This is a genomic window from Micromonospora pisi, assembly GCF_003633685.1.
GTDB lineage: Bacteria > Actinomycetota > Actinomycetes > Mycobacteriales > Micromonosporaceae > Micromonospora_G > Micromonospora_G pisi.
The window spans coordinates 6,964,428-6,982,915 of sequence record NZ_RBKT01000001.1 but is presented as its reverse complement, the minus strand read 5'-3'; the positions used below and the strand labels follow the sequence as shown (position 1 = coordinate 6,982,915).

Below are 18,488 nucleotides of genomic sequence, written 5' to 3'. Positions count from 1 at the left end.
GGTCAGAAAAGGTCCAACGGATCGACCTGGACCCGTACCGCTTCGGCGGCCTTACGAGCGGTCCGTACCCCGGCCGCCTCGTGCAACGCGACCGCCAGCGAGGCGGCCCGCCCCCGGGGCACCCGGACCAGCATCCGCTCCTGCCCCCGCGCCGCCGGCACCGGGCCGAGCAGCTCCGCGCCGTCGGGCAGCCGGGTCGCGGCGAGCAGATCGGCGACGGCCTCCGGCGTTCCGGTCAGGCTCGCCATCCGCGCCGCCGGCGGGAAGCCCAACTCACGCCGCTCGGCCAGCTCACGCCCGGCGAACCAGGCCGGATCCCAACGCAACAGGGCCTGCACCGGAGCCAGCGCACCATCGGCGACCAGCACCACCCGGCCGCCCGAGGCGGCCGGCCGGGCCAGCGCCGCCGCGGTCAGCCACCGCCGCAACGCCTCCTCACCGGCCCGCAGGTCGGCCCGGGCGAGCAGGGCCCACGAGTCGAGCAGCAGCACCGCCCCGTAACCGCCGGTGGCGACCGGCTCCGCACCCGGGGTGGCCACCACCAGCCCCGCCCCCGCCGGGACCGAGGCGAGCACCTCCTCCCGACCAGAGGTCCGCACCGGCACACCAGCGAACGCCCGCCCCAGTTCCTCCGCCGTACGCCGGGCGCCGACCACCGACGCGCGCAGCCGCCGACCGCCGCACTGCGGACAGGCGTACGCCGCCGCCACCCGGCCGCACCAGTGGCAGCTCGGTACGGCGTTCGCCGAACCGAGCGCGAGCGGCCCGGAGCAGTGCGGGCAACGGGCCGGGGCGCGGCAGCTCGCGCAGGCGACCGAGGGCAGGTATCCCCGACGCGGCACCTGCACCAGCACCGGCGCGTCGGCCCGCAGGGCGGCGCGGGCCGCCTCCCAGGCCAGGCTGGGCAGCCGTGCCGTGGCCGCACCCGGATCCCGGGCGAGCTGTGGGTCGTCACCGGTCGGGGTCACCTGCGGCATCCTGGCCCGTACGGTCGCCCGGTCGGCCACGATCTCCTTCGCCCAGCCGGTCTCCACCAACTGCTGCGCCTCGGCGGTACGGGCATGCCCGCCCACCAGCACCGCCGCGTCGGCAAGCTGCGCCCGGGTGAGCAGTACGTCGCGGGCGTGCGGGTACGGGGCCCTCGGCTCGGCGTGCAGATCGTCCCCGTCGTCCCAGATCGCCACCAGTCCCAGCCGCTCCACCGGGGCGAACATCGCCGCCCGGGTGCCGATCACCACCGGCACCTGCCCTCGCCGCGCGGCGAGGAAGGCCCGGTAGCGCTTGGCCGGGCCGAGCGCTGCCGCGAGCATGACGTGCCGGCCAGGGCCGAGTACGGCGGTGAGCGCGGCGTCGAGTCGGTCAAGGTCCCGGGCGTCGGCAACCACCGCGACCACGCCCCGCCCACCTCGTACGGTGGCGGCGGCGGCCTCGGCGAACCGTTCCGCCCACGCCTCTCCGGGTAGCGCCGACCAGACCGCCCGGGGCTGGCGACCATCGGTCAGCGCCCGCAGGAATCCCGGGCCGGCCGGATAGTCGCGCCAGCCCCGCCCGGGGCCGTCGGTCTCCGCCGTCACCACCGGCACGGACCCGTCCGACCCGGCGTTATCCGGCTCGGACCCGTCCGACCCGGCGTTATCCGACTCGGCGGGGTCCGACTCGGCGTTATCCGACTCGGCGGGGTCCGACTCGGCGGGGTCCGACTCGGACCCGTCCGACTCGGCGGGGTCCGGGACGGGTGGGGGCGTTGGCGTGGGTGGTGACTGCGACTCGACCCGGGCGTGCCGGGGCGGCACCGCCAGGCGCAGGACGTCGGCCAGGCCACCGGCGTACCGGTCGGCCACGGCCCGGGCGAGTCGGGCGATCTCCGGGGCGAGCACCGGCTCCGGCGAGACCAGCCGTTCGAGGTAGGTCAGCCGGCCGGTGTGTTCCGAGGACTCCACCCGATCCAACAGCCAGCCGTCGACCAGCTGACCGGCGAAGCGGACCCGGACCCGGGTGCCGGGGCGGGCCGTCTCGGCCAGCTCGGCCGGGACCAGGTAGTCGAACGGGCGGTCCAGGTGGGCCAGCGGCACATCGACACAGACGCGAGCGACCGGCAGCCCTGTCGCGGGCTGCCGGTCGCTGCGCTTCGCGGTGGTCAGGCTCCCGCGGCCGACTTGAGGTCGGCGGCGCGGTCGGTGCCCTCCCAGGTGAGGTCCGGCAGCTCACGGCCGAAGTGGCCGTAGGCGGCGGTCTGCTGGTAGATCGGGCGCAGCAGGTCGAGGTCGCGGATGATCGCGGCCGGCCGCAGGTCGAAGACCTCGCTGACGGCCTTCTCGATCCGCTCGACCGGCACGTTCTCGGTGCCGAACGTCTCGACGAACAGGCTCACCGGGTGCGCCTTGCCGATCGCGTACGCGACCTGCACCTCGCACCGCTCGGCCAGCCCGGCGGCGACCACGTTCTTCGCCACCCAGCGGGTCGCGTACGCGGCCGACCGGTCGACCTTCGACGGGTCCTTGCCGGAGAAGGCCCCGCCACCGTGCCGCGCGTACCCGCCGTAGGTGTCCACAATGATCTTCCGGCCGGTGAGGCCGGCGTCGCCCATCGGGCCACCGATCTCGAACCGCCCGGTCGGGTTCACCAGCAGCCGGTAGCCGTCGGTCTCCAGCCCGAGCTCCTCCAGCTCCGGGGCGATGACGTGCTCGCGTACGTCCGGGGTGAGCAGCGACTCGAGCGAGATGTCGGCGGCGTGCTGGCTGGAGACGACCACCGTGTTGAGCCGGACCGGCCGCAGGCCTTCGTACTCGATGGTGACCTGGGTCTTGCCGTCGGGCCGCAGGTACGGGATCGTGCCGTCCTTGCGGGCCGCGGCGAGCCGGCGGGCCAGCCGGTGGGCCAGCGCGATCGGCAGTGGCATCAGCTCGGGCGTCTCCGAGCAGGCGAAGCCGAACATCATGCCCTGGTCGCCGGCGCCCTGGGCGTCGAGCGCGCTCTCCGAGGAACCGGACCGCAGCTCAAGGGCGCTGTCCACACCCTGCGCGATGTCCGGCGACTGGGAGCCGATGGAGACGCTGACGCCACAGGAGGCGCCGTCGAACCCCTTCTTCGAGGAGTCGTAGCCGATGTTGAGGATCGTGTCGCGCACGATCGTCGGAATGTCGGCGTACGCCTTGGTGGTGACCTCACCCGCGACGTGCACCTGGCCGGTGGTGATGAGGGTTTCGACCGCCACCCGGCTGCGCGGGTCCTGGGTCAGCAGCGCGTCGAGGATGCCGTCGCTGATCTGGTCAGCAATCTTGTCCGGGTGGCCTTCCGTGACCGACTCGGAAGTGAACAGGCGGCGTGCCACGGTGCTCCTAAAGGTGCTCGAAGAGTGTCGGGGCAGTGTAGCGCCGCCGACAATGGACCATTTCCAAGGTGACAGTGTGTTCAGCGGTTAAGACGAAGCGGTTAAGCGCTTTGTTACCAGGTCCCAGACGGCGTCGGCGAGGTCTTCCTTGGATTGCTCCGGGAAAGCCGTCCTTGATCCGTCCGAGCCCAGCACGACCGCGGTGTTGGAGTCGGCGCCGAACACCTTGTCCTGCCCCACCTCGTTGACCACGATCAGGTCCGCCTTCTTCCGGGACAGCTTGCCCCGAGCGTTGGCCTCAGCGTCGCTGGTCTCGGCCGCGAAGGCCACCAACACCTGACCGGCGTGTCGCCGCTCGCCGAGTTCGGCGGCGATGTCGGGGTTCGTCACCAGCTCGATGGTGGGCACCGCACCGTCTTCGGTCTTCTTGATCTTTTGGCTGGCGTAGGTCGCCGGCCGGAAGTCCGCCGGTGCCGCCGCCATCACCACCGCGTCGGCGCCGTCCGCCGCCGCGAGGGTGGCCTTACGCAGCTCTTCGGTGGTGGAGACCCGGACCAGTTCCACCCCGGGCGGGTCGGCGAGGGAGACGTTTGCCGCGATCAGGGTAACCATAGCGCCACGCGCAGTAGCGGTACGGGCGAAAGCGTAACCCTGCTTGCCCGAGGAGCGGTTGCCCAGGAAGCGCACCGGGTCCAGCGGCTCCCGGGTGCCACCAGCCGTGATCACCACTCGGCGCCCGATCAGGTCGCGCGGCGGCACCGAACCCCGGGTCAGCGCCCGTCGGGCGAGCGCGAAGATCTCCGCCGGGTCGGGAAGCCGCCCCTTGCCGGTGTCGGCGCCGGTCAACCGACCGCTGGCGGGCTCGATCACCTGTACGCCACGGGCCCGCAGCGTCGCCACGTTGGCCACCGTCGCCGGGTGCTCCCACATCTCGGTGTGCATCGCCGGCGCCAGCACCACCGGGCAGCGGGCGGTGAGCAGTGTGTTGGTGAGCAGGTCGTCGGCGAGGCCGTGGGCCGCCTTCGCGATCAGGTCGGCGGTGGCCGGTGCGACCACCACGAGATCGGCCTGCTTGCCGAGGCGGACGTGCGGAACGTCCTGCACGTCGGCCCAGACGTCGTCCGCGACCGGCTGGCCGGAGAGCGCCGCCCAGGTCGGTGCCCCGACGAACCGTAGGGCGGAGGCGGTCGGTACGACCCGGACGCTGTGCCCCGACTCGGTGAAGAGTCGAAGCAGCTCACAGGCTTTGTACGCGGCAATGCCCCCGCCTACCCCGAGGACGACCTGAGCGGGCATGAGCGGTCTCGGTCAGCCTTACGGCTGGTCGGTCGGCTCGGCGGTGAGCAGACCGGCGTTGATCTCGCGCATCGCGATCGACAGCGGCTTCTCCTGCGGCGTGGTCTCTACCAGCGGTCCGACGTACTCCAGCAGGCCCTCACCGAGCTGGCTGTAGTAGGCGTTGACCTGGCGGGCCCGCTTGGCCGCGAAGATGACCAGCGCGTACTTGGAGGTGGTCTTCTCCAGCAGCTCGTCGATCGGCGGGTTGGTGATGCCTTCGGGATTGGCGATGGAACCCACGAGATAAACCTCTGTGTCTCTCAACCGCTGGTACGCGGCTGAGCGGGAGTCAGAAAGGATGAACCGAGCAAGCCTACCAGTTCCTCCGCCGCACGCTCGGCGAAGTCGTTGACCACGACCAGGTCGATATCCGACTCGGCGGGTGCTTCGGGGGTCGGCGGAACCACCCCGGGCGGGACGAGGCAGACCAGACGGGACCCTGGCATGGCGGCCCGGACCCGCCGGGCGCCGGCCAGGTCGAGCGCGATCAGGACGGGTTGGCCGGCCCGTAACCGGCTTCGTACCGGCTCACCGGGTGTGCCGTAGAGGTGGTCGGCGTACCGGTCCCACTCCAGCAGTCCGTCGCTGGCGACCAGGGCCTCGAACTCGGCCCGGTCGACGAAGTGGTGGCCCACCCCGTCGACCTCGTGCCGTCGGCGTGGCCTGGTGGTCACCGGGACCGACACCCACAACACGGACGAACGCGCCCGGATCAGCTCGACCACGCCTCCCTTGCCGGCCCCTGCGGGACCGGCAAGGAGCGTGAGACGAGCCGCCGGGCGCGCGTCGTCCGCCGTGCTCACTGCTTGTTTCTACACGCTGCCGAAACTAGTTGGCGGCGAACTCGGCAAGCAGTGCCTTGCGCTGCTGGTCACCCAGGCCGCGCAGACGCCGGCTGTCGGCGATCTTGAGCTTCTCCATGATCTGGGTCGCCCGGATCTTGCCGATCCCCGGCATCGCCTGCAGGACAGCCGAAACCTTCAGCTTGCCGACGACATCGTCGGCCTCCGCCCGGTCGAGGACGGCGGCGAGGGTGGTCTTGCCCTGCTTGAGCTGCTCCTTCAGCTCAGCACGGGCTTTGCGGATCTCCGCAGCCTTCTCCAGCGCGGCTGCACGCTGTTCGGGGCTCAGTTGGGGGAGCGGCACCAGTTCTCCTCAGGTCCCTATCGCGACGGGCGGAACGCACCGCCGCATCTGTGAAACGTGGGGTGGCTGGGAACCAAAGGGGTATGTGGTTCCCAGCGCCGGGAAAACTAGCGGTCAGCGGAGTTTTCGGCAACGTGGACTCGCCATGATCACGATGAGGTGATCGAGCTGTCACTCAACGGTGGTGCCCAGTACGGCCCGGCAGTCGGCCAGCGCACGGTCCGCCGCGGCGCGCAGCGCGGCCCGGTCCGGGCCGTGCCCGAGGACCTCGCGGGAGTACGACGGGAGCACCGTCGAGAGGTCTCGACCGAAGACCGTACGCAGGTCGGCGGCGCTCGCTCCCTGGGCGCCGAGGCCGGGCGCGAGCAGCGGTCCGCGTACGCGGGACAGGTCGTGGCCGGTGTCGCCGATCGTCGCCCCGACCACCAGCCCGAAACTGCCCAGCGGCTCCGCACCCGCGTTGAGCTGGGAAATCTCGTCGATCACGGTCTGCGCGACGGTCCGACCATCGGCCCCGCGCGCGTGCTGGACCGCCGGGCCCTCGGGATTCGAGGTGAGCGCGAGCACGAAGACGCCGCCGCCGTGCGCCGCCGCCGTGTCGAACATCGGCGCGAGCGAGCCGACGCCGAGGTACGGGCTCGCGGTGATCGCATCGACATACAGCGGACTGGATGGATCAAGGTACGCGGCGGCGTACGCGCTCACCGTCGAGCCGATGTCGCCACGCTTGACGTCGAGAAGCACAAGAGCGCCAGCTTCTCTCAACTGTCGGATAGTTGACTCAAGGACCGCGAGCCCACGGGATCCGAAACGTTCGTAGAACGCGGACTGCGGCTTGACCACGGCCACCCGGTCGCCGAGCGCCTCGACCACCGTCTCGCTGAACCGCGCCAGCCCGGTCACGTCGTCAGGCAACCCCCAGCGGTCCAACAGCGCGGCGTGCGGGTCGATCCCCACTGCCAGCGGGCCGCGCTCCGCCATCGCCCGGTGCAACCGGGTCCCGAAGCTCTCCATCGCCTCTCCTCTCGTCGCCCGCCGCGCACCCGCGCCGCGGTCTCCAGCCAAGTCAGTGGGGCAGGGGCCGAAGGGCGTCCCGACGTGCTCAGCCCGCGGCGACGGCGGCGGCCACCCCGGCACCGATCCGGGCCACGTCCTCGTCGTCGGTGACGTACGGCGGCATGGTGTAGACCAGGTCGCGGAACGGACGCAGCCACACTCCCCGCTCGGCCGCGGCGGCGGTCGCGGCGGGCAGGTCCACCTCGTGGTCGAGCTGCACCACCCCGATCGCGCCGAGCACCCGTACGTCGGCCACACCGGGCGCCGCACGCAACGGCTCCAGGCCCGCCCGCAGTCCCGCCTGCACCCTCGCCACCTCGGCCGCCCAGTTTCCCGCCCGCAGCAGCCCGATGGAGGCGTTCGCGACCGCACAGGCGAGCGGGTTGCCCATGAAGGTCGGCCCGTGCGCCAGCACGCCACCGGCACCGATCCCCCGGGCCACCTCCGGCGTGCAGAGCGCCGCCGCGAGGCTCAGGTAGCCGCCGGTGAGCGCCTTGCCGAGGCAGAGCACGTCCGGGGTGACGCCGGCGTGTTCGGCGGCGAAGAACGTACCGGTGCGACCAAAACCAGTAGCGATCTCGTCAAAGATGAGTAGCACGCCGTGGGCCTGGGTCGCCTCGCGCAACACCCGGAGATAGTGCGGGTTGTGGAACCGCATCCCGCCGGCGCCCTGCACGACCGGTTCGACGATGACCGCGGCCAACTCGTGCGCGTGCCGGGCGATCTGGTCCGCGAGCGCCGCCGCGTACGCCTCGTCCACCGGGGCGTCGAAGCCGGCCGGCGGCACCGGCGCGAACACCTGCCGGGGCAGTACGTCGCGCCACAGGTGGTGCATCCCGCCCTCGGGGTCGCAGACGCTCATCGGCTGGAACGTGTCGCCGTGGTAGCCGCCCCGCCAGGTGGCGAGCCGGTGCCGCTCCGGGCGGCCCCGGCCGAGCTGGTACTGCAGGCACATCTTCACCGCGACCTCGACGCTCACCGACCCGGAGTCGCAGAGGAAGACGTGCTCCAGTCCGGGCGGGCTCAGCTCCACCAGGTTGCGGGCCAGTTCGATGGCGGGCTCGTGGGTCAGCCCGCCGAACATCACGTGGCTCATCCGGCCGAGCTGCCCGACCACCGCGGCGTCCAGGGTCGGATGCCGGTAACCGTGGATTGCCGCCCACCACGACGACATGCCGTCGACCAGTTCGCGCCCGTCGGCCAGGCGCAGACGTACGCCCTCGGCCTCGGCGACCAGGTACGGCTCCGTGGTGGCCGGCATCGGCGCGTACGGGTGCCAGACATGGGCCCGGTCGGCGGCGAGCAGTTCGGCGGGGTTCACGGCCGGGCCGCCCGCGCGATCGCTCGGGCCAGACCCGGCCCCCGATAGATGAATCCGGTGTAGAGCTGCACCAGGCTCGCTCCCGCGTCGAAGAGTCGGTTCGCGTCGTCGGGGCGCATGATCCCGCCGACCCCGATCACCGGCAGCCGCCCGCCGGTCTCCCGGTGGACGAAGGAGACGACCTCGCGCGCCCGTACGGTCAGCGGCCCGCCGGAGAGCCCACCGGCCTCCGCCGAGCGGGGTACGTCGACAGCGGCCAGGCCGCCCCGGCCGAGCGTGGTGTTGGTGGCGATGACGCCCGCCGCGCCCCGGTCGAGACAGACCGCCAGCAGTTCGGCGATGGCCGGTTCGGTGAGATCCGGGGCGATCTTCACCAGCACCGGCTTCTCCCCCACCAGCGACCCGAGCAGGGCGTCGAGATGCTCCCGGTCCTGCAACGCCCGCAGACCCGGGGTGTTCGGCGAGGAGACGTTGACCGCGAAGTAGTCACCGTGTTCGCGCAGTGCCCGGTAGGAGGCGAGGTAGTCCGCCACCGCCTCGTCCAGCGGGGTGACCTTCGACTTGCCGAGCGAGATCCCGAGCGGTACGCCGAGCGGCCGGCTGCCGGCCAGCCGATCGGCGAGCGCCTGCGCGCCAGCGTTGTTGAAGCCCATCCGGTTGATCACCGCACTGCTCTCCGGCAGCCGGAACAACCGGGGCCGGGGATTGCCCGGCTGGGCGTGCGCGGTCACCGTGCCGACCTCGACGAAGCCGAAGCCCAACGCCGGCCAGGCCGGCAGCGCAACCCCGTTCTTGTCCATGCCGGCGGCGAGCCCGACCGGGTTGGGGAAGTCGAGGCCGAAGACCCGACGTGGTGCCGCGACCGCGTACGCCGAGCGGAGCGCGGCCAGCGCGGCCGGCCGCCTCGAGAGGCCGGCCAGCCGCCGCAGGGTCCATTCGTGCGCGGTCTCCGCGTCCCCGCCCCCGAGCCGGAACAGCCCGGGGCGGACCACCCGTTCGAAGATCACTCGCCAGCCCGCAGGGCGGCGTGCAGCTGCTGCAACGGCCGCACGGTCATGTCGCCCCGGATCAGCGCCTCGATGCCCATCACCGCCGCCGCCGCACCCGGCACCGTGGTGATGCACGGGATGTCCGCGTTCACCGCCGCGCTGCGGATCTCGTAGCCGTCCGAGCGGGCGCTCGCCCCGGAGCCCTGCGGGGTGTTGATGACCAGGGCCACCTCGCCCGCCGCGATCAGCGAGACCGCGTCCGGGCGGGCACCGGCCTCCTCGTAGTGCTTGCCGATGAACGTGCAGGAGATGCCGTGCCGGCGCAGCACCTCGCCGGTGCCGACCGTGGCGACGATCTCGAAGCCGAGGTCGGCCAGGCGCTTCACCGGGAAGATCATGGCGCGCTTGTCCCGGTTGGCGACCGAGACGAAGACCTTGCCGGTGGTGGGGAGGCTGCCGTACGCGGCGGCCTGGGACTTGGCGAAGGCGTGCCCGAAGGCGACGTCGATGCCCATCACCTCACCGGTGGACTTCATCTCCGGGCCGAGCAGCGAGTCGACGCCCTTGCCGGCCGGGGTACGGAACCGCTTGAACGGCAGCACCGCCTCCTTGACCGCGATCGGGGCGTCGACCGGCAGCGCACCGCCATCCCCGGTCGGCGGGAGCAGCCGCTCCGCGCGCAGGTCGGCGATGGTCGCGCCGAGCATGATCCGGGCCGCCGCCTTGGCCAGCGGCACCGCCGTCGCCTTGGAGACGAACGGCACCGTACGGGAGGCACGCGGGTTGGCCTCCAGCACGTACAGGACGTCGTCCTTGAGCGCGTACTGCACGTTGAGCAGCCCCCGTACGCCAACCCCGCGGGCGATCGCCTCGGTGTAGCGGCGTACCTCGGCCAGGTGCGAGCTGGCCAGGGTGATCGGCGGCAGCGCGCAGGAGGAGTCTCCGGAGTGGATGCCGGCCTCCTCGATGTGCTCCATCACGCCACCGATGTAGACCTCGCCTTCGGCGTCGCAGAGCGCGTCCACGTCGATCTCGATCGCGTCGTCGAGGAAGCGGTCGACCAGCACCGGGTGGTCCGGCGAGATGTCGGTGGCCCGACCGATGTAGTCGCGCAGCGTCGGGTCGTCGTAGACGATCTCCATGCCCCGACCGCCGAGCACGTACGACGGGCGGACCAGCACCGGGTAACCGATCTCGTCGGCGATCGCCTTGGCCTCGTCGTACGAGGTGGCGGTGCCGTGCGCGGGTGCGCGCAGGCCGGCCCGGGCGAGGACGGCGCCGAACGCGCCCCGGTCCTCGGCCAGGTTGATCGACTCCGGCGAGGTGCCGACGATCGGCACGCCGGCGTCCTTGAGCCGCTGGGCCAACCCGAGCGGGGTCTGCCCACCGAGCTGGACGATCACACCGACCACACCGGGACCGCCGGCCGCCCTGCCCGAGCTGTCCTCGGCGTGCCAGACCTCGATCACGTCCTCGAAGGTGAGCGGTTCGAAGTAGAGCCGGTCGGCGGTGTCGTAGTCGGTGGAGACGGTCTCCGGGTTGCAGTTGACCATCACGGTCTCGTACCCGGTCCCCACCCCGACGGCGCCCGGCTCGCCCTGCAACGCCAGTACGGCGTGCACGCAGGAGTAGTCGAACTCGATCCCCTGCCCGATCCGGTTCGGTCCGGAGCCGAGAATCAGCACCTTGGGCCGGTCCGAGCCGACGACCTCGGTCTCCTCGTCGTAGGACGAGTAGTGGTACGGCGTGCTCGCGGCGAACTCGGCCGCGCAGGTGTCGACCGTCTTGTAGACCGGGCGCAGCCCCAGCCGGTGCCGGAGTACGCGTACCCCGTCCTCGGCCGAGAGTTCCGGGCGCAGCGCGGCGAGCTGCCGGTCGGAGAGTCCGGCCCGCTTCGCCCGGCGCAGCAGCGCGCCGTCCAGTACGGGTGCGCCGATGATCTCCTCACGCAGGTCGACCAGCCCGGCGATCTGGTCCAGGAACCACGGGTCGATGCCGCCGGAGGCGGCGGAGACCTGGGCGACCGAGGCACCCAACCGGAGCGCTCGCTCCACTGTGTACAGTCGGCCGTCGTGCGGGGTAGCCAGTGCGGTCAGGGTGGACTCGACGGTCGCCCCGTCGGGATCCGGCACGGTCCAGAAACCGGCCGCCTTCGTCTCCATCGAGCGCATCGCCTTGTTCAGCGCCTCGGTGAAATTGCGGCCCAGGCTCATCGCCTCGCCCACCGACTTCATCGTCGTGGTCAGCTCCGGGTCGGCGCCGGGGAACTTCTCGAACGCGAACCGGGGAATCTTCACCACCACGTAGTCCAACGTCGGCTCGAACGCGGCCGGCGTCTGCAGGGTGATGTCGTTGGGGATCTCGTCGAGGGTGTAGCCGATGGCGAGCTTCGCGGCGATCTTGGCGATCGGGAAGCCGGTGGCCTTGGAGGCCAGCGCCGAGGAGCGGGAGACCCGCGGGTTCATCTCGATCACGACGATCCGGCCGTCGACCGGGTTGACCGCGAACTGGATGTTGCAGCCGCCGGTGTCCACCCCGACCTCACGCAGCACCGCGATGCCGAGGTCACGGAGCTGCTGGTACTCCCGGTCGGTGAGCGTCATGGCCGGCGCCACGGTCACGCTGTCGCCGGTGTGCACACCCATCGGATCGATGTTCTCGATCGAGCAGACCACCACGACGTTGTCGTGCTTGTCGCGCATCAGCTCGAGCTCGTACTCCTTCCAGCCGAGCACGCTCTCCTCGATCAGGACCTCGTGCACCGGGCTGGCGGCGAGCCCTGCCCCGGCGATCCGGGACAGGTCCTCGTCGGTGTGCGCCATGCCGGAACCGAGGCCGCCCATGGTGAACGACGGCCGGATCACCACCGGCAGGCCCAGCTCACCGACGGTCTGCCGGACCTCGTCCATCGAGTGACAGACCCGGGAACGCGGCACCAGTGCGGTCGGGTCGGGCAGCCCGATCCGGGCCCCGGCCTTCGCCACGACCTCCTTGAAGAGCTGCCGGTCCTCACCGCGCCGGATCGCGTCGATGTCGGCGCCGATCAGCTCCACGCCGTATTTCTCCAGTACGCCCGACTCGTGCAGCGCCACCGCCGTGTTCAGCGCGGTCTGGCCGCCGAGGGTGGGCAGCAGCGCGTCCGGCCGCTCCTTGGCGATGACCAGCTCGACGAAGTCCGGGGTGATCGGCTCGACGTAGGTGGCGTCGGCGTACTCCGGGTCGGTCATGATCGTCGCCGGATTGGAGTTGACCAGGCTGACCCGCAGCCCCTCGCTGCGCAGCACCCGGCACGCCTGGGTGCCGGAGTAGTCGAACTCGCACGCCTGGCCGATCACGATCGGGCCGGAACCGATCACCAGAACATGCTGCAAATCGGTCCGCTTAGGCATGCTTTCCGCTCTCGTTCTTGTCGCCCTGGCTCTGTCCGCCCTGCCGTTCGCCCTCGATCAGCTCTGCGAACCGGTCGAAGAGATAGTCGGCGTCGTGCGGGCCGGCAGCGGCCTCCGGGTGGTACTGCACGGTGAACGCGGGCACATCCTTGGCCCGCAGGCCCTCGACCACATTGTCGTTGAGGCAGACGTGACTGACCTCGACCGCGCCGAAGTCCGTCTCGATGTACTGGCCCGTCGGCACCTCCTGGCCGGGTTCACGACCCGGCCAGTCGACCGCGAAGCCATGGTTGTGGGAGGTGACCTCCACCCGACCGGTGACCCGGTCCAGCACCGGCTGGTTGATGCCGCGGTGGCCGTACCCCAGCTTGTAGGTGCCGAAGCCGAGCGCCCGGCCGAGGATCTGGCTGCCGAAGCAGATGCCGAAGAGCGGAATCCGCCGGTTCAGCACCTCACGGGCCAGCGCGACCGGGTGGTCGGCGGTGGCCGGGTCACCCGGGCCGGGCGAGAAGAAGACCGCGTCCGCGCCGGTGGCGAGGAGGTCCTCGATGCTCGACGAGGCGGGCAGGACGTGCGTGGTCACGCCCCGCGCGGCGAGCCGGCGCGGCACGTTCCGCTTGATCCCCAGATCCAGCGCGGCCACCGTGAACCGGTGTGTGCCCTCCGCGGCCACGGTGTACGGCTGCGCGGTGGTCACCTCCGCCGACAGGTCGGCGCCGACCATCTCCGGGGTGGCGCGGACCCGCGCCAGCAACGCCTTCGGGTCGTCGTCGAGGCTGGAGATGCCGACCCGCATGGCACCGGAGTCGCGCAGGTGGCGGGTGAGCGCCCGGGTGTCGATACCCGAGATGCCGACCACGCCCTCGGCGGCGAGCCGGTCCTCCAGGCCGCCGGTGGCGCGCCAGTTGGAGCCGATCCGGGCCGGGTCGCGGACCACATAGCCGGCCACCCAGATCCGGCCGGACTCGTCGTCCTCATGGTTGACCCCGGTGTTGCCGATGTGCGGCGCGGTCTGCACCACCACCTGGCGGTGGTAGGACGGGTCGGTGAGCGTCTCCTGGTAGCCGGTCATACCGGTGTTGAAGACCGCCTCACCGAAGGTCTCCCCCACACTGCCGTACGCCTCACCGTGGAACGTCCGACCATCCTCCAGTACGAGGATCGCGGGCCTGCGTCGCATTATTTAACGGCCTTTCCGTCGAGTACTGTCGGCTCGCCCCGCAGGAACGTGGCCATGATCCGGCCGGGCAGCACGGTGCCGGCGTACGGGGTGTTGCGGCTGCGGCTGGCCAGCTCAGCGGGGTCGACGGTACGGCGCGCGGCCGGATCGACCAGGGTGAGGTTGGCCACGGCCCCCGGCACCGGATCGTGTCCGTGCTCGGTCAGGCCGGCGATCCGCGCCGGAATCCGGGACATCCGCTCGGCGATCAGGTCCCAGCGCTCACCGAGCACCGAGAGCAGCACCGGCAGAGCGGTCTCCAGCCCGAGCATGCCCGGCCGGGCGTACGCCCACTCGCACTCCTTGTCCTCCAGGGCGTGCGGGGCGTGGTCGGTCGCGACCACGTCGATGATCCCCTCGACCAGCGCGGCGCGCAGGGCGGCCACGTCGCTGGCGGTACGCAGCGGTGGGTTGACCTTGAAGACCGGGTCGTAGCTCGCCGCCAGCTCGTCGGTGAGCAGCAGGTGGTGCGGGGTGACCTCGGCGGTCACCCGGACGCCACGCGCCTTGGCCTGGCGGAGCACCTCCACACTGCCGGCGGTGGAGACGTGGCAGACGTGCAGCCGGCTGCCGACGTGCTCGGCCAGGAGCACGTCCCGGGCGATGATCGCCTCCTCGGCGACGGCCGGCCAACCGGTCAGCCCGAGCCGCGTGGAGACCTCACCCTCGTGCAGCTGGGCGCCCTCGGTCAGCCGGGGCTCCTCGGCGTGCTGCGCGATCACCCCGTCGAACGCCTTGACGTACTCCAGCGCCCGGCGCATCAGTCGTGGGTCGGCGACGCAGTGGCCGTCGTCGGAGAAGATCCGGACCCGGGCGGCCGAGTCGGCCATCGCGCCGAGTTCGGCCAGCCGCTCCCCGCCGAGCCCGACGGTGACCGCGCCGATCGGCTGCACGTCGACCAGACCGGCCTCCCGGCCGAGCCGCCAGACCTGCTCGACCACGCCCGCGGTGTCCGCGACCGGCGAGGTGTTCGCCATCGCGCAGACGGCGGTGTAGCCACCGAGCGCGGCGGCCCGGGAGCCGGACTCGACCGTCTCGGCGTCCTCCCGGCCCGGCTCGCGCAGGTGGGTGTGGAGGTCGACCAGGCCGGGCAGGGCCACCAGCCCGTCCGCGTCCACCACCCGGGCGCCGCGCGCGTCGAGGCCACGGCCGGACTCCACCACCACGCCGTCGCGCAGCAGCAGGTCGGTCGGCTCGGCGCCGACCACCCGGGCGCCCTTGATCAGGTACGTGCTCATTGCGGATCTCCCCCCGGAAGTGGACGGTTCACTGGTTCTTTCCCCCCAGGAGCAGGTACAGGACGGCCATCCGGACGGAGACGCCGTTGGCGACCTGTTCGACGATGGTGGAACGGGGTGAGTCGGCGACCTCCGGGGCGATCTCCATGCCCCGGTTCATCGGGCCGGGGTGCATGACGATCGCGTGCTCGGGCAGCCGGCGCATGCGCGGCCCGTCCAGGCCGTAGCGGCGGGCGTACTCGCGCGCGGAGGGGAAGTAGGAGTCGGCCATCCGCTCCCGCTGCACCCTGAGCATCATCACCACGTCGGCGCTGGGCAGAACGCTGTCCAGGTCGTACGAGACGTCGGTGCCGGGGGCCAGCGCGGCGGCGATGTCCACCGGGATCAACGTCGGCGGGCCGACCAGGGTGACCTTGGCCCCGAGGGTGGAGAGCAGCAGCACGTTGGAGCGGGCCACCCGGCTGTGCAGCACGTCGCCGACGACGGCGACGTGGAGGCCGGCCAGCCGGCCGAGCCGGGAGCGCATGGTGTACGCGTCCAGCAGTGCCTGGGTCGGGTGCTCGTGGGTGCCGTCGCCGGCGTTCACCACCACCCCGTCGACCCAGTTCGCCAGCCGGTGCGGGGCACCGGAGGCGGGGTGCCGGACCACCACGGCGTCGGCACCCATGGCCTGAAGGGTCAGCGCGGTGTCCTTCAGGCTCTCGCCCTTGGAGACGCTCGACCCCTTGGCCGAGAAGTTGATCACGTCGGCGGAGAGCCGCTTCGCCGCCGCCTCGAACGAGATCCGGGTCCGGGTGGAGTCCTCGTAGAAGAGGTTGACCACGGTCCGGCCGCGCAGCGCGGGGAGCTTCTTCACCTCGCGCCCGGCCACCGTCGCCATTTCGGCGGCGGTGTCCAGGATCCGGGTGGCGGTGGTGGCGTCCAGGTCGGCCCCGGAGAGCAGGTGCCTGATCACAGCGTTGGCCTCCCGAACAGTTTGACCTCGTCGGCACCGTCGACCTCGGCGAGCGTGACCTTGACGCTCTCGGCCAGCGCGGTGGGGATGTTCTTGCCGACGTAGTCGGCCCGGATGGGTAGTTCCCGGTGCCCTCGGTCGACCAGCACCGCGAGCTGTACCGAACTGGGACGGCCCAGGTCGCTCAGCGCGTCCAGCGCGGCCCGGACCGAGCGGCCGGAGAAAAGGACGTCGTCGACCAGGATCACCCGCTTGCCGTCGATGCCGCCGGGCGGCACGTCGGTCGGGCCGATGGCGCGGGTCGCGTGCCGACGGAGATCGTCCCGGTAGAGCGTGATGTCGAGCACACCGACGGGTACGTCAATGCCCTCGAAGGTGCTGATCCGGGCAGCAAGCCGGCGGGCGAGTGGAACCCCTCGGGTGGGAATGCCGAGCAGCACGGTGTCGGCGGCACCCTGGGTCTTCTCGAGGATCTGGTGTGCGATCCGGTCGACCACACGATGCAGATCGGCGCTGGTCAGGATGACCTTCACAGACGGTGGCGATGCCACCGGAGGTTGGGCGGCCTGCGGGAAGGCCACGGCGGACCTCCTTCCCCGCCTCACTGGACGGGTCGTTAAAGGATGTCGGATCCGACCCGGACCGCATGCGGTCAGGCCGGGGGCTGATCACCACGTTACCAGCGACCGGTCGACGAACCCGGGCGGGGCGCTGACCACCCGGTCAGCGAAGAGATTTCAGCTTCGTGACCACGATCTTGCCAACGGGAAGGTAACGAGCACTTGACCACCCGTCTCAATCCCCGTACCGTCACGCTCCGTAGCGACCGCTGGGGAGATCCCCGAGCCAGCACTGGGAGTGTCCGAATGCCCTCTGAATACGCCAAGTCGTTGGGCGCCCGCCTGCGCTCCATCCGTCAGCAGCAGGGGCTGTCCCTGCAGGGGGTGGAGGAGAAGTCGAACGGGCGTTGGAAGGCCGTCGTCGTCGGGTCGTACGAGCGTGGTGACCGTGCGGTCACCGTCTCGCGCCTCGCCGAGCTGGCGGACTTCTACCGGGTGCCCGTGGCGGAACTGCTGCCGGACGGCAGCGGGGTCCGGCACGAGCCCACGAACAAGATCGTCCTGGACCTGGAGCGCCTCTACGACGAGGCCTCCGAGGAACTCGCGTACGTCGCCCGCTATGCCCGCGCGATCCAGCAGCAGCGTGGCGACTACAACGGTCGGGTGTTGTCGATCCGCGCGGATGACCTGCGCGCGCTCGCCATCGTCTACGACTCGTCCCCCTCCGGGCTGATCGAGCGGCTCACCGAGCACGGCGTACTCGTCGCCGATCCTCGGGCGCTCTTCGCCTCCTGAGCACGACGGCAGGAACGCACCACCGCACCACCGCACCGTGAACAACGAGAAGGGGCGCCCGTCGGGCGCCCCTTCCTCGTACGACGGTGACTGGCCCGCTCAGCGGGTGGCGTACTCGGCGATCCGGCCGAGCACCCCGTTGAGGAACCGGGGCGAGTCGTCGGTCGACATCTGCTTGGCCAACTCGACCGCCTCGCTGATCGCCACCGCGTCGTCGATCTCGTCGACGTAGAGCAACTCGTAGACCGCGATCCGGGCCAGGTTCCGGTCGACCACCGGCATCCGGTCCAGCGTCCAACCCTCGGTGTAGCTGGCGATCAGCTCGTCGATCCGGTCGAGCCGACCGGCCACCCCCTCGACCAGACCGATCGCGTACTCCAGGTGTTCCGGCGGCGGCGGGGTGAGCCGCTGGAGGTACCCGGCGAGCACCTCGACCGGCGGCAGATCCCGCTGATCCGCCTCGTAAAGCACATCCAGTGCCCGTTTGCGTGCCTTGCGGCGCGCGGGCATTTGCGACTTGGGGCCCTCGGCCATCAGCCGCGGCCGAGGTAACGGCCGTCGCGGGTGTCGACCTTGATCTTCTCACCGGTGGTGATGAAGAGCGGCACCTGAACGGTCGCGCCGGTCTCCACCGTCGCCGGCTTGTTGCCGCCGGTGGAACGGTCGCCCTGCAGACCCGGCTCGGTGTACGTGACCTCGAGGATCACGCTGGTCGGCAGCTCGATGTAGAGCGGCACGGCCTCGTGGGTGGCCACGATCGCCTCGGCCTCGGGCAGCAGGTAGTTCGCCGCCTCACCCACGGTGCCGCCAGGCACCTGGATCTGGTCGAAGGTCTCCAGGTCCATGAAGACATAGTCTTCGCCGTCGGCGTAGAGGTACTGCATGGTCCGCTTGTCGACGGTGGCCGTCTCGACCTTGGTGCCCGCGTTGAAGGTCTTGTCGACGACCTTGCCGGACAGCACGTTCTTCAATGTGGTGCGGACGAAAGCACCGCCCTTGCCGGGCTTGACGTGCTGGAACTCCACGACAGCCCAGAGTTCGCCGTCGAGGTTGAGGACCAGACCGTTCTTGAGGTCGTTGGTGGTGGCCATTTCCTGCCTTGATCTTCAATTGGCGGACAGACCCGCCAAGTCTACTTGCCGGGAACCGTT

General features: G+C 71.2%; 17 protein-coding genes. 1 reads left to right on the top strand and 16 read right to left on the bottom strand.

Going from position 1 to position 18,488, the window contains the following annotated elements; translation table 11 throughout:
- Window positions 1-2: 2 nt before the first annotated feature.
- The 14 genes from BDK92_RS30195 to pyrR form a co-directional block, all read right to left on the bottom strand.
- Window positions 3-2,072 (bottom strand): primosomal protein N', encoded by a 2,070-nt coding sequence (locus BDK92_RS30195; RefSeq protein WP_246017323.1) that lies wholly within the window; start codon window positions 2,070-2,072, stop codon window positions 3-5.
- A 65-nt stretch (window positions 2,073-2,137) separates the two neighbouring features.
- Entirely contained in the window at window positions 2,138-3,331 is a 1,194-nt protein-coding gene (metK, locus tag BDK92_RS30190; RefSeq protein ID WP_121159817.1) for a methionine adenosyltransferase, read from the bottom strand.
- Window positions 3,332-3,418: 87 nt separating this feature from the next.
- The gene (coaBC, locus tag BDK92_RS30185; protein ID WP_121159816.1) at window positions 3,419-4,627 is read right to left on the bottom strand and encodes a bifunctional phosphopantothenoylcysteine decarboxylase/phosphopantothenate--cysteine ligase CoaBC; all 1,209 of its coding nucleotides are present in this window, start codon (window positions 4,625-4,627) and stop codon (window positions 3,419-3,421) included.
- 18 nt (window positions 4,628-4,645) lie between these two features.
- Window positions 4,646-4,909, bottom strand: coding sequence for a DNA-directed RNA polymerase subunit omega (gene rpoZ / locus BDK92_RS30180; RefSeq protein ID WP_007075826.1), 264 nt, complete (start codon window positions 4,907-4,909; stop codon window positions 4,646-4,648).
- Window positions 4,910-4,929: 20 nt separating this feature from the next.
- Window positions 4,930-5,472: a nucleoside/nucleotide kinase family protein gene (locus tag BDK92_RS30175; protein ID WP_121159815.1), complete on the bottom strand. Its 543-nt coding sequence runs from the start codon at window positions 5,470-5,472 to the stop codon at window positions 4,930-4,932.
- A gap of 25 nt (window positions 5,473-5,497) precedes the next feature.
- Complete coding sequence (gene mihF, locus BDK92_RS30170; RefSeq protein WP_121159814.1) at window positions 5,498-5,815, bottom strand: integration host factor, actinobacterial type; 318 nt, start codon at window positions 5,813-5,815, stop codon at window positions 5,498-5,500.
- A gap of 171 nt (window positions 5,816-5,986) precedes the next feature.
- Window positions 5,987-6,829, bottom strand: a complete 843-nt coding sequence (pyrF, locus tag BDK92_RS30165) for an orotidine-5'-phosphate decarboxylase (RefSeq protein WP_121159813.1) — start codon at window positions 6,827-6,829, stop codon at window positions 5,987-5,989.
- 88 nt (window positions 6,830-6,917) lie between these two features.
- Window positions 6,918-8,192 carry an adenosylmethionine--8-amino-7-oxononanoate transaminase gene (locus BDK92_RS30160; protein WP_121159812.1) on the bottom strand — a complete coding sequence of 425 codons (1,275 nt, stop codon included), beginning with the start codon at window positions 8,190-8,192 and terminating at the stop codon, window positions 6,918-6,920.
- A complete protein-coding gene (locus BDK92_RS30155) occupies window positions 8,189-9,199 on the bottom strand; it encodes a quinone-dependent dihydroorotate dehydrogenase (protein ID WP_121159811.1) in 1,011 nt (336 codons plus the stop codon). Before BDK92_RS30155 ends, BDK92_RS30160 begins: the two co-directional genes overlap by 4 nt.
- Window positions 9,196-12,570, bottom strand: a complete 3,375-nt coding sequence (gene carB / locus BDK92_RS30150; protein WP_121159810.1) for a carbamoyl-phosphate synthase large subunit — start codon at window positions 12,568-12,570, stop codon at window positions 9,196-9,198. The genes BDK92_RS30155 and carB overlap by 4 nt, the downstream gene beginning before the upstream one ends.
- Window positions 12,563-13,750 carry a glutamine-hydrolyzing carbamoyl-phosphate synthase small subunit gene (gene carA / locus BDK92_RS30145; protein ID WP_121159809.1) on the bottom strand — a complete coding sequence of 396 codons (1,188 nt, stop codon included), beginning with the start codon at window positions 13,748-13,750 and terminating at the stop codon, window positions 12,563-12,565. Before carA ends, carB begins: the two co-directional genes overlap by 8 nt.
- Window positions 13,750-15,027, bottom strand: a complete 1,278-nt coding sequence (locus BDK92_RS30140; RefSeq protein WP_121159808.1) for a dihydroorotase — start codon at window positions 15,025-15,027, stop codon at window positions 13,750-13,752. The genes carA and BDK92_RS30140 overlap by 1 nt, the downstream gene beginning before the upstream one ends.
- Before the next feature lie 28 nt (window positions 15,028-15,055).
- Window positions 15,056-15,982 carry an aspartate carbamoyltransferase catalytic subunit gene (locus BDK92_RS30135; protein ID WP_121159807.1) on the bottom strand — a complete coding sequence of 309 codons (927 nt, stop codon included), beginning with the start codon at window positions 15,980-15,982 and terminating at the stop codon, window positions 15,056-15,058.
- The gene (pyrR, locus tag BDK92_RS30130; RefSeq protein WP_121159806.1) at window positions 15,979-16,563 is read right to left on the bottom strand and encodes a bifunctional pyr operon transcriptional regulator/uracil phosphoribosyltransferase PyrR; all 585 of its coding nucleotides are present in this window, start codon (window positions 16,561-16,563) and stop codon (window positions 15,979-15,981) included. Before pyrR ends, BDK92_RS30135 begins: the two co-directional genes overlap by 4 nt.
- Before the next feature lie 285 nt (window positions 16,564-16,848).
- On the opposite strand from pyrR, the gene bldD reads away from it, so the two are divergent.
- The gene (bldD, locus tag BDK92_RS30125; RefSeq protein WP_121159805.1) at window positions 16,849-17,337 is read left to right on the top strand and encodes a transcriptional regulator BldD; all 489 of its coding nucleotides are present in this window, start codon (window positions 16,849-16,851) and stop codon (window positions 17,335-17,337) included.
- A 99-nt stretch (window positions 17,338-17,436) separates the two neighbouring features.
- Here the strand turns inward: bldD and nusB are convergent, their stop codons facing one another.
- On the bottom strand, window positions 17,437-17,847 hold the full coding sequence (gene nusB / locus BDK92_RS30120; RefSeq protein WP_211349415.1) for a transcription antitermination factor NusB: 411 nt from the start codon (window positions 17,845-17,847) through the stop codon (window positions 17,437-17,439).
- Window positions 17,848-17,870: 23 nt separating this feature from the next.
- Entirely contained in the window at window positions 17,871-18,428 is a 558-nt protein-coding gene (gene efp, locus BDK92_RS30115; protein ID WP_121159803.1) for an elongation factor P, read from the bottom strand.
- Between the last annotated feature and the right edge of the window lie 60 nt (window positions 18,429-18,488).

Excerpts from the sequence above, each read along its gene's own strand:
- BDK92_RS30140 (WP_121159808.1), bottom strand. The coding sequence starts at position 15,027 with ATGAGCACGTACCTGATCAAGGGCGCCCGGGTGGTCGGCGCCGAGCCG.
- pyrF (WP_121159813.1), bottom strand. The coding sequence starts at position 6,829 with ATGGAGAGCTTCGGGACCCGGTTGCACCGGGCGATGGCGGAGCGCGGC.
- carB (WP_121159810.1), bottom strand. The coding sequence starts at position 12,570 with ATGCCTAAGCGGACCGATTTGCAGCATGTTCTGGTGATCGGTTCCGGC.
- nusB (WP_211349415.1), bottom strand. The coding sequence starts at position 17,847 with ATGCCCGCGCGCCGCAAGGCACGCAAACGGGCACTGGATGTGCTTTAC.
- efp (WP_121159803.1), bottom strand. The coding sequence starts at position 18,428 with ATGGCCACCACCAACGACCTCAAGAACGGTCTGGTCCTCAACCTCGAC.
- coaBC (WP_121159816.1), bottom strand. The coding sequence starts at position 4,627 with ATGCCCGCTCAGGTCGTCCTCGGGGTAGGCGGGGGCATTGCCGCGTAC.
- carA (WP_121159809.1), bottom strand. The coding sequence starts at position 13,750 with ATGCGACGCAGGCCCGCGATCCTCGTACTGGAGGATGGTCGGACGTTC.
- bldD (WP_121159805.1), top strand. The coding sequence starts at position 16,849 with ATGCCCTCTGAATACGCCAAGTCGTTGGGCGCCCGCCTGCGCTCCATC.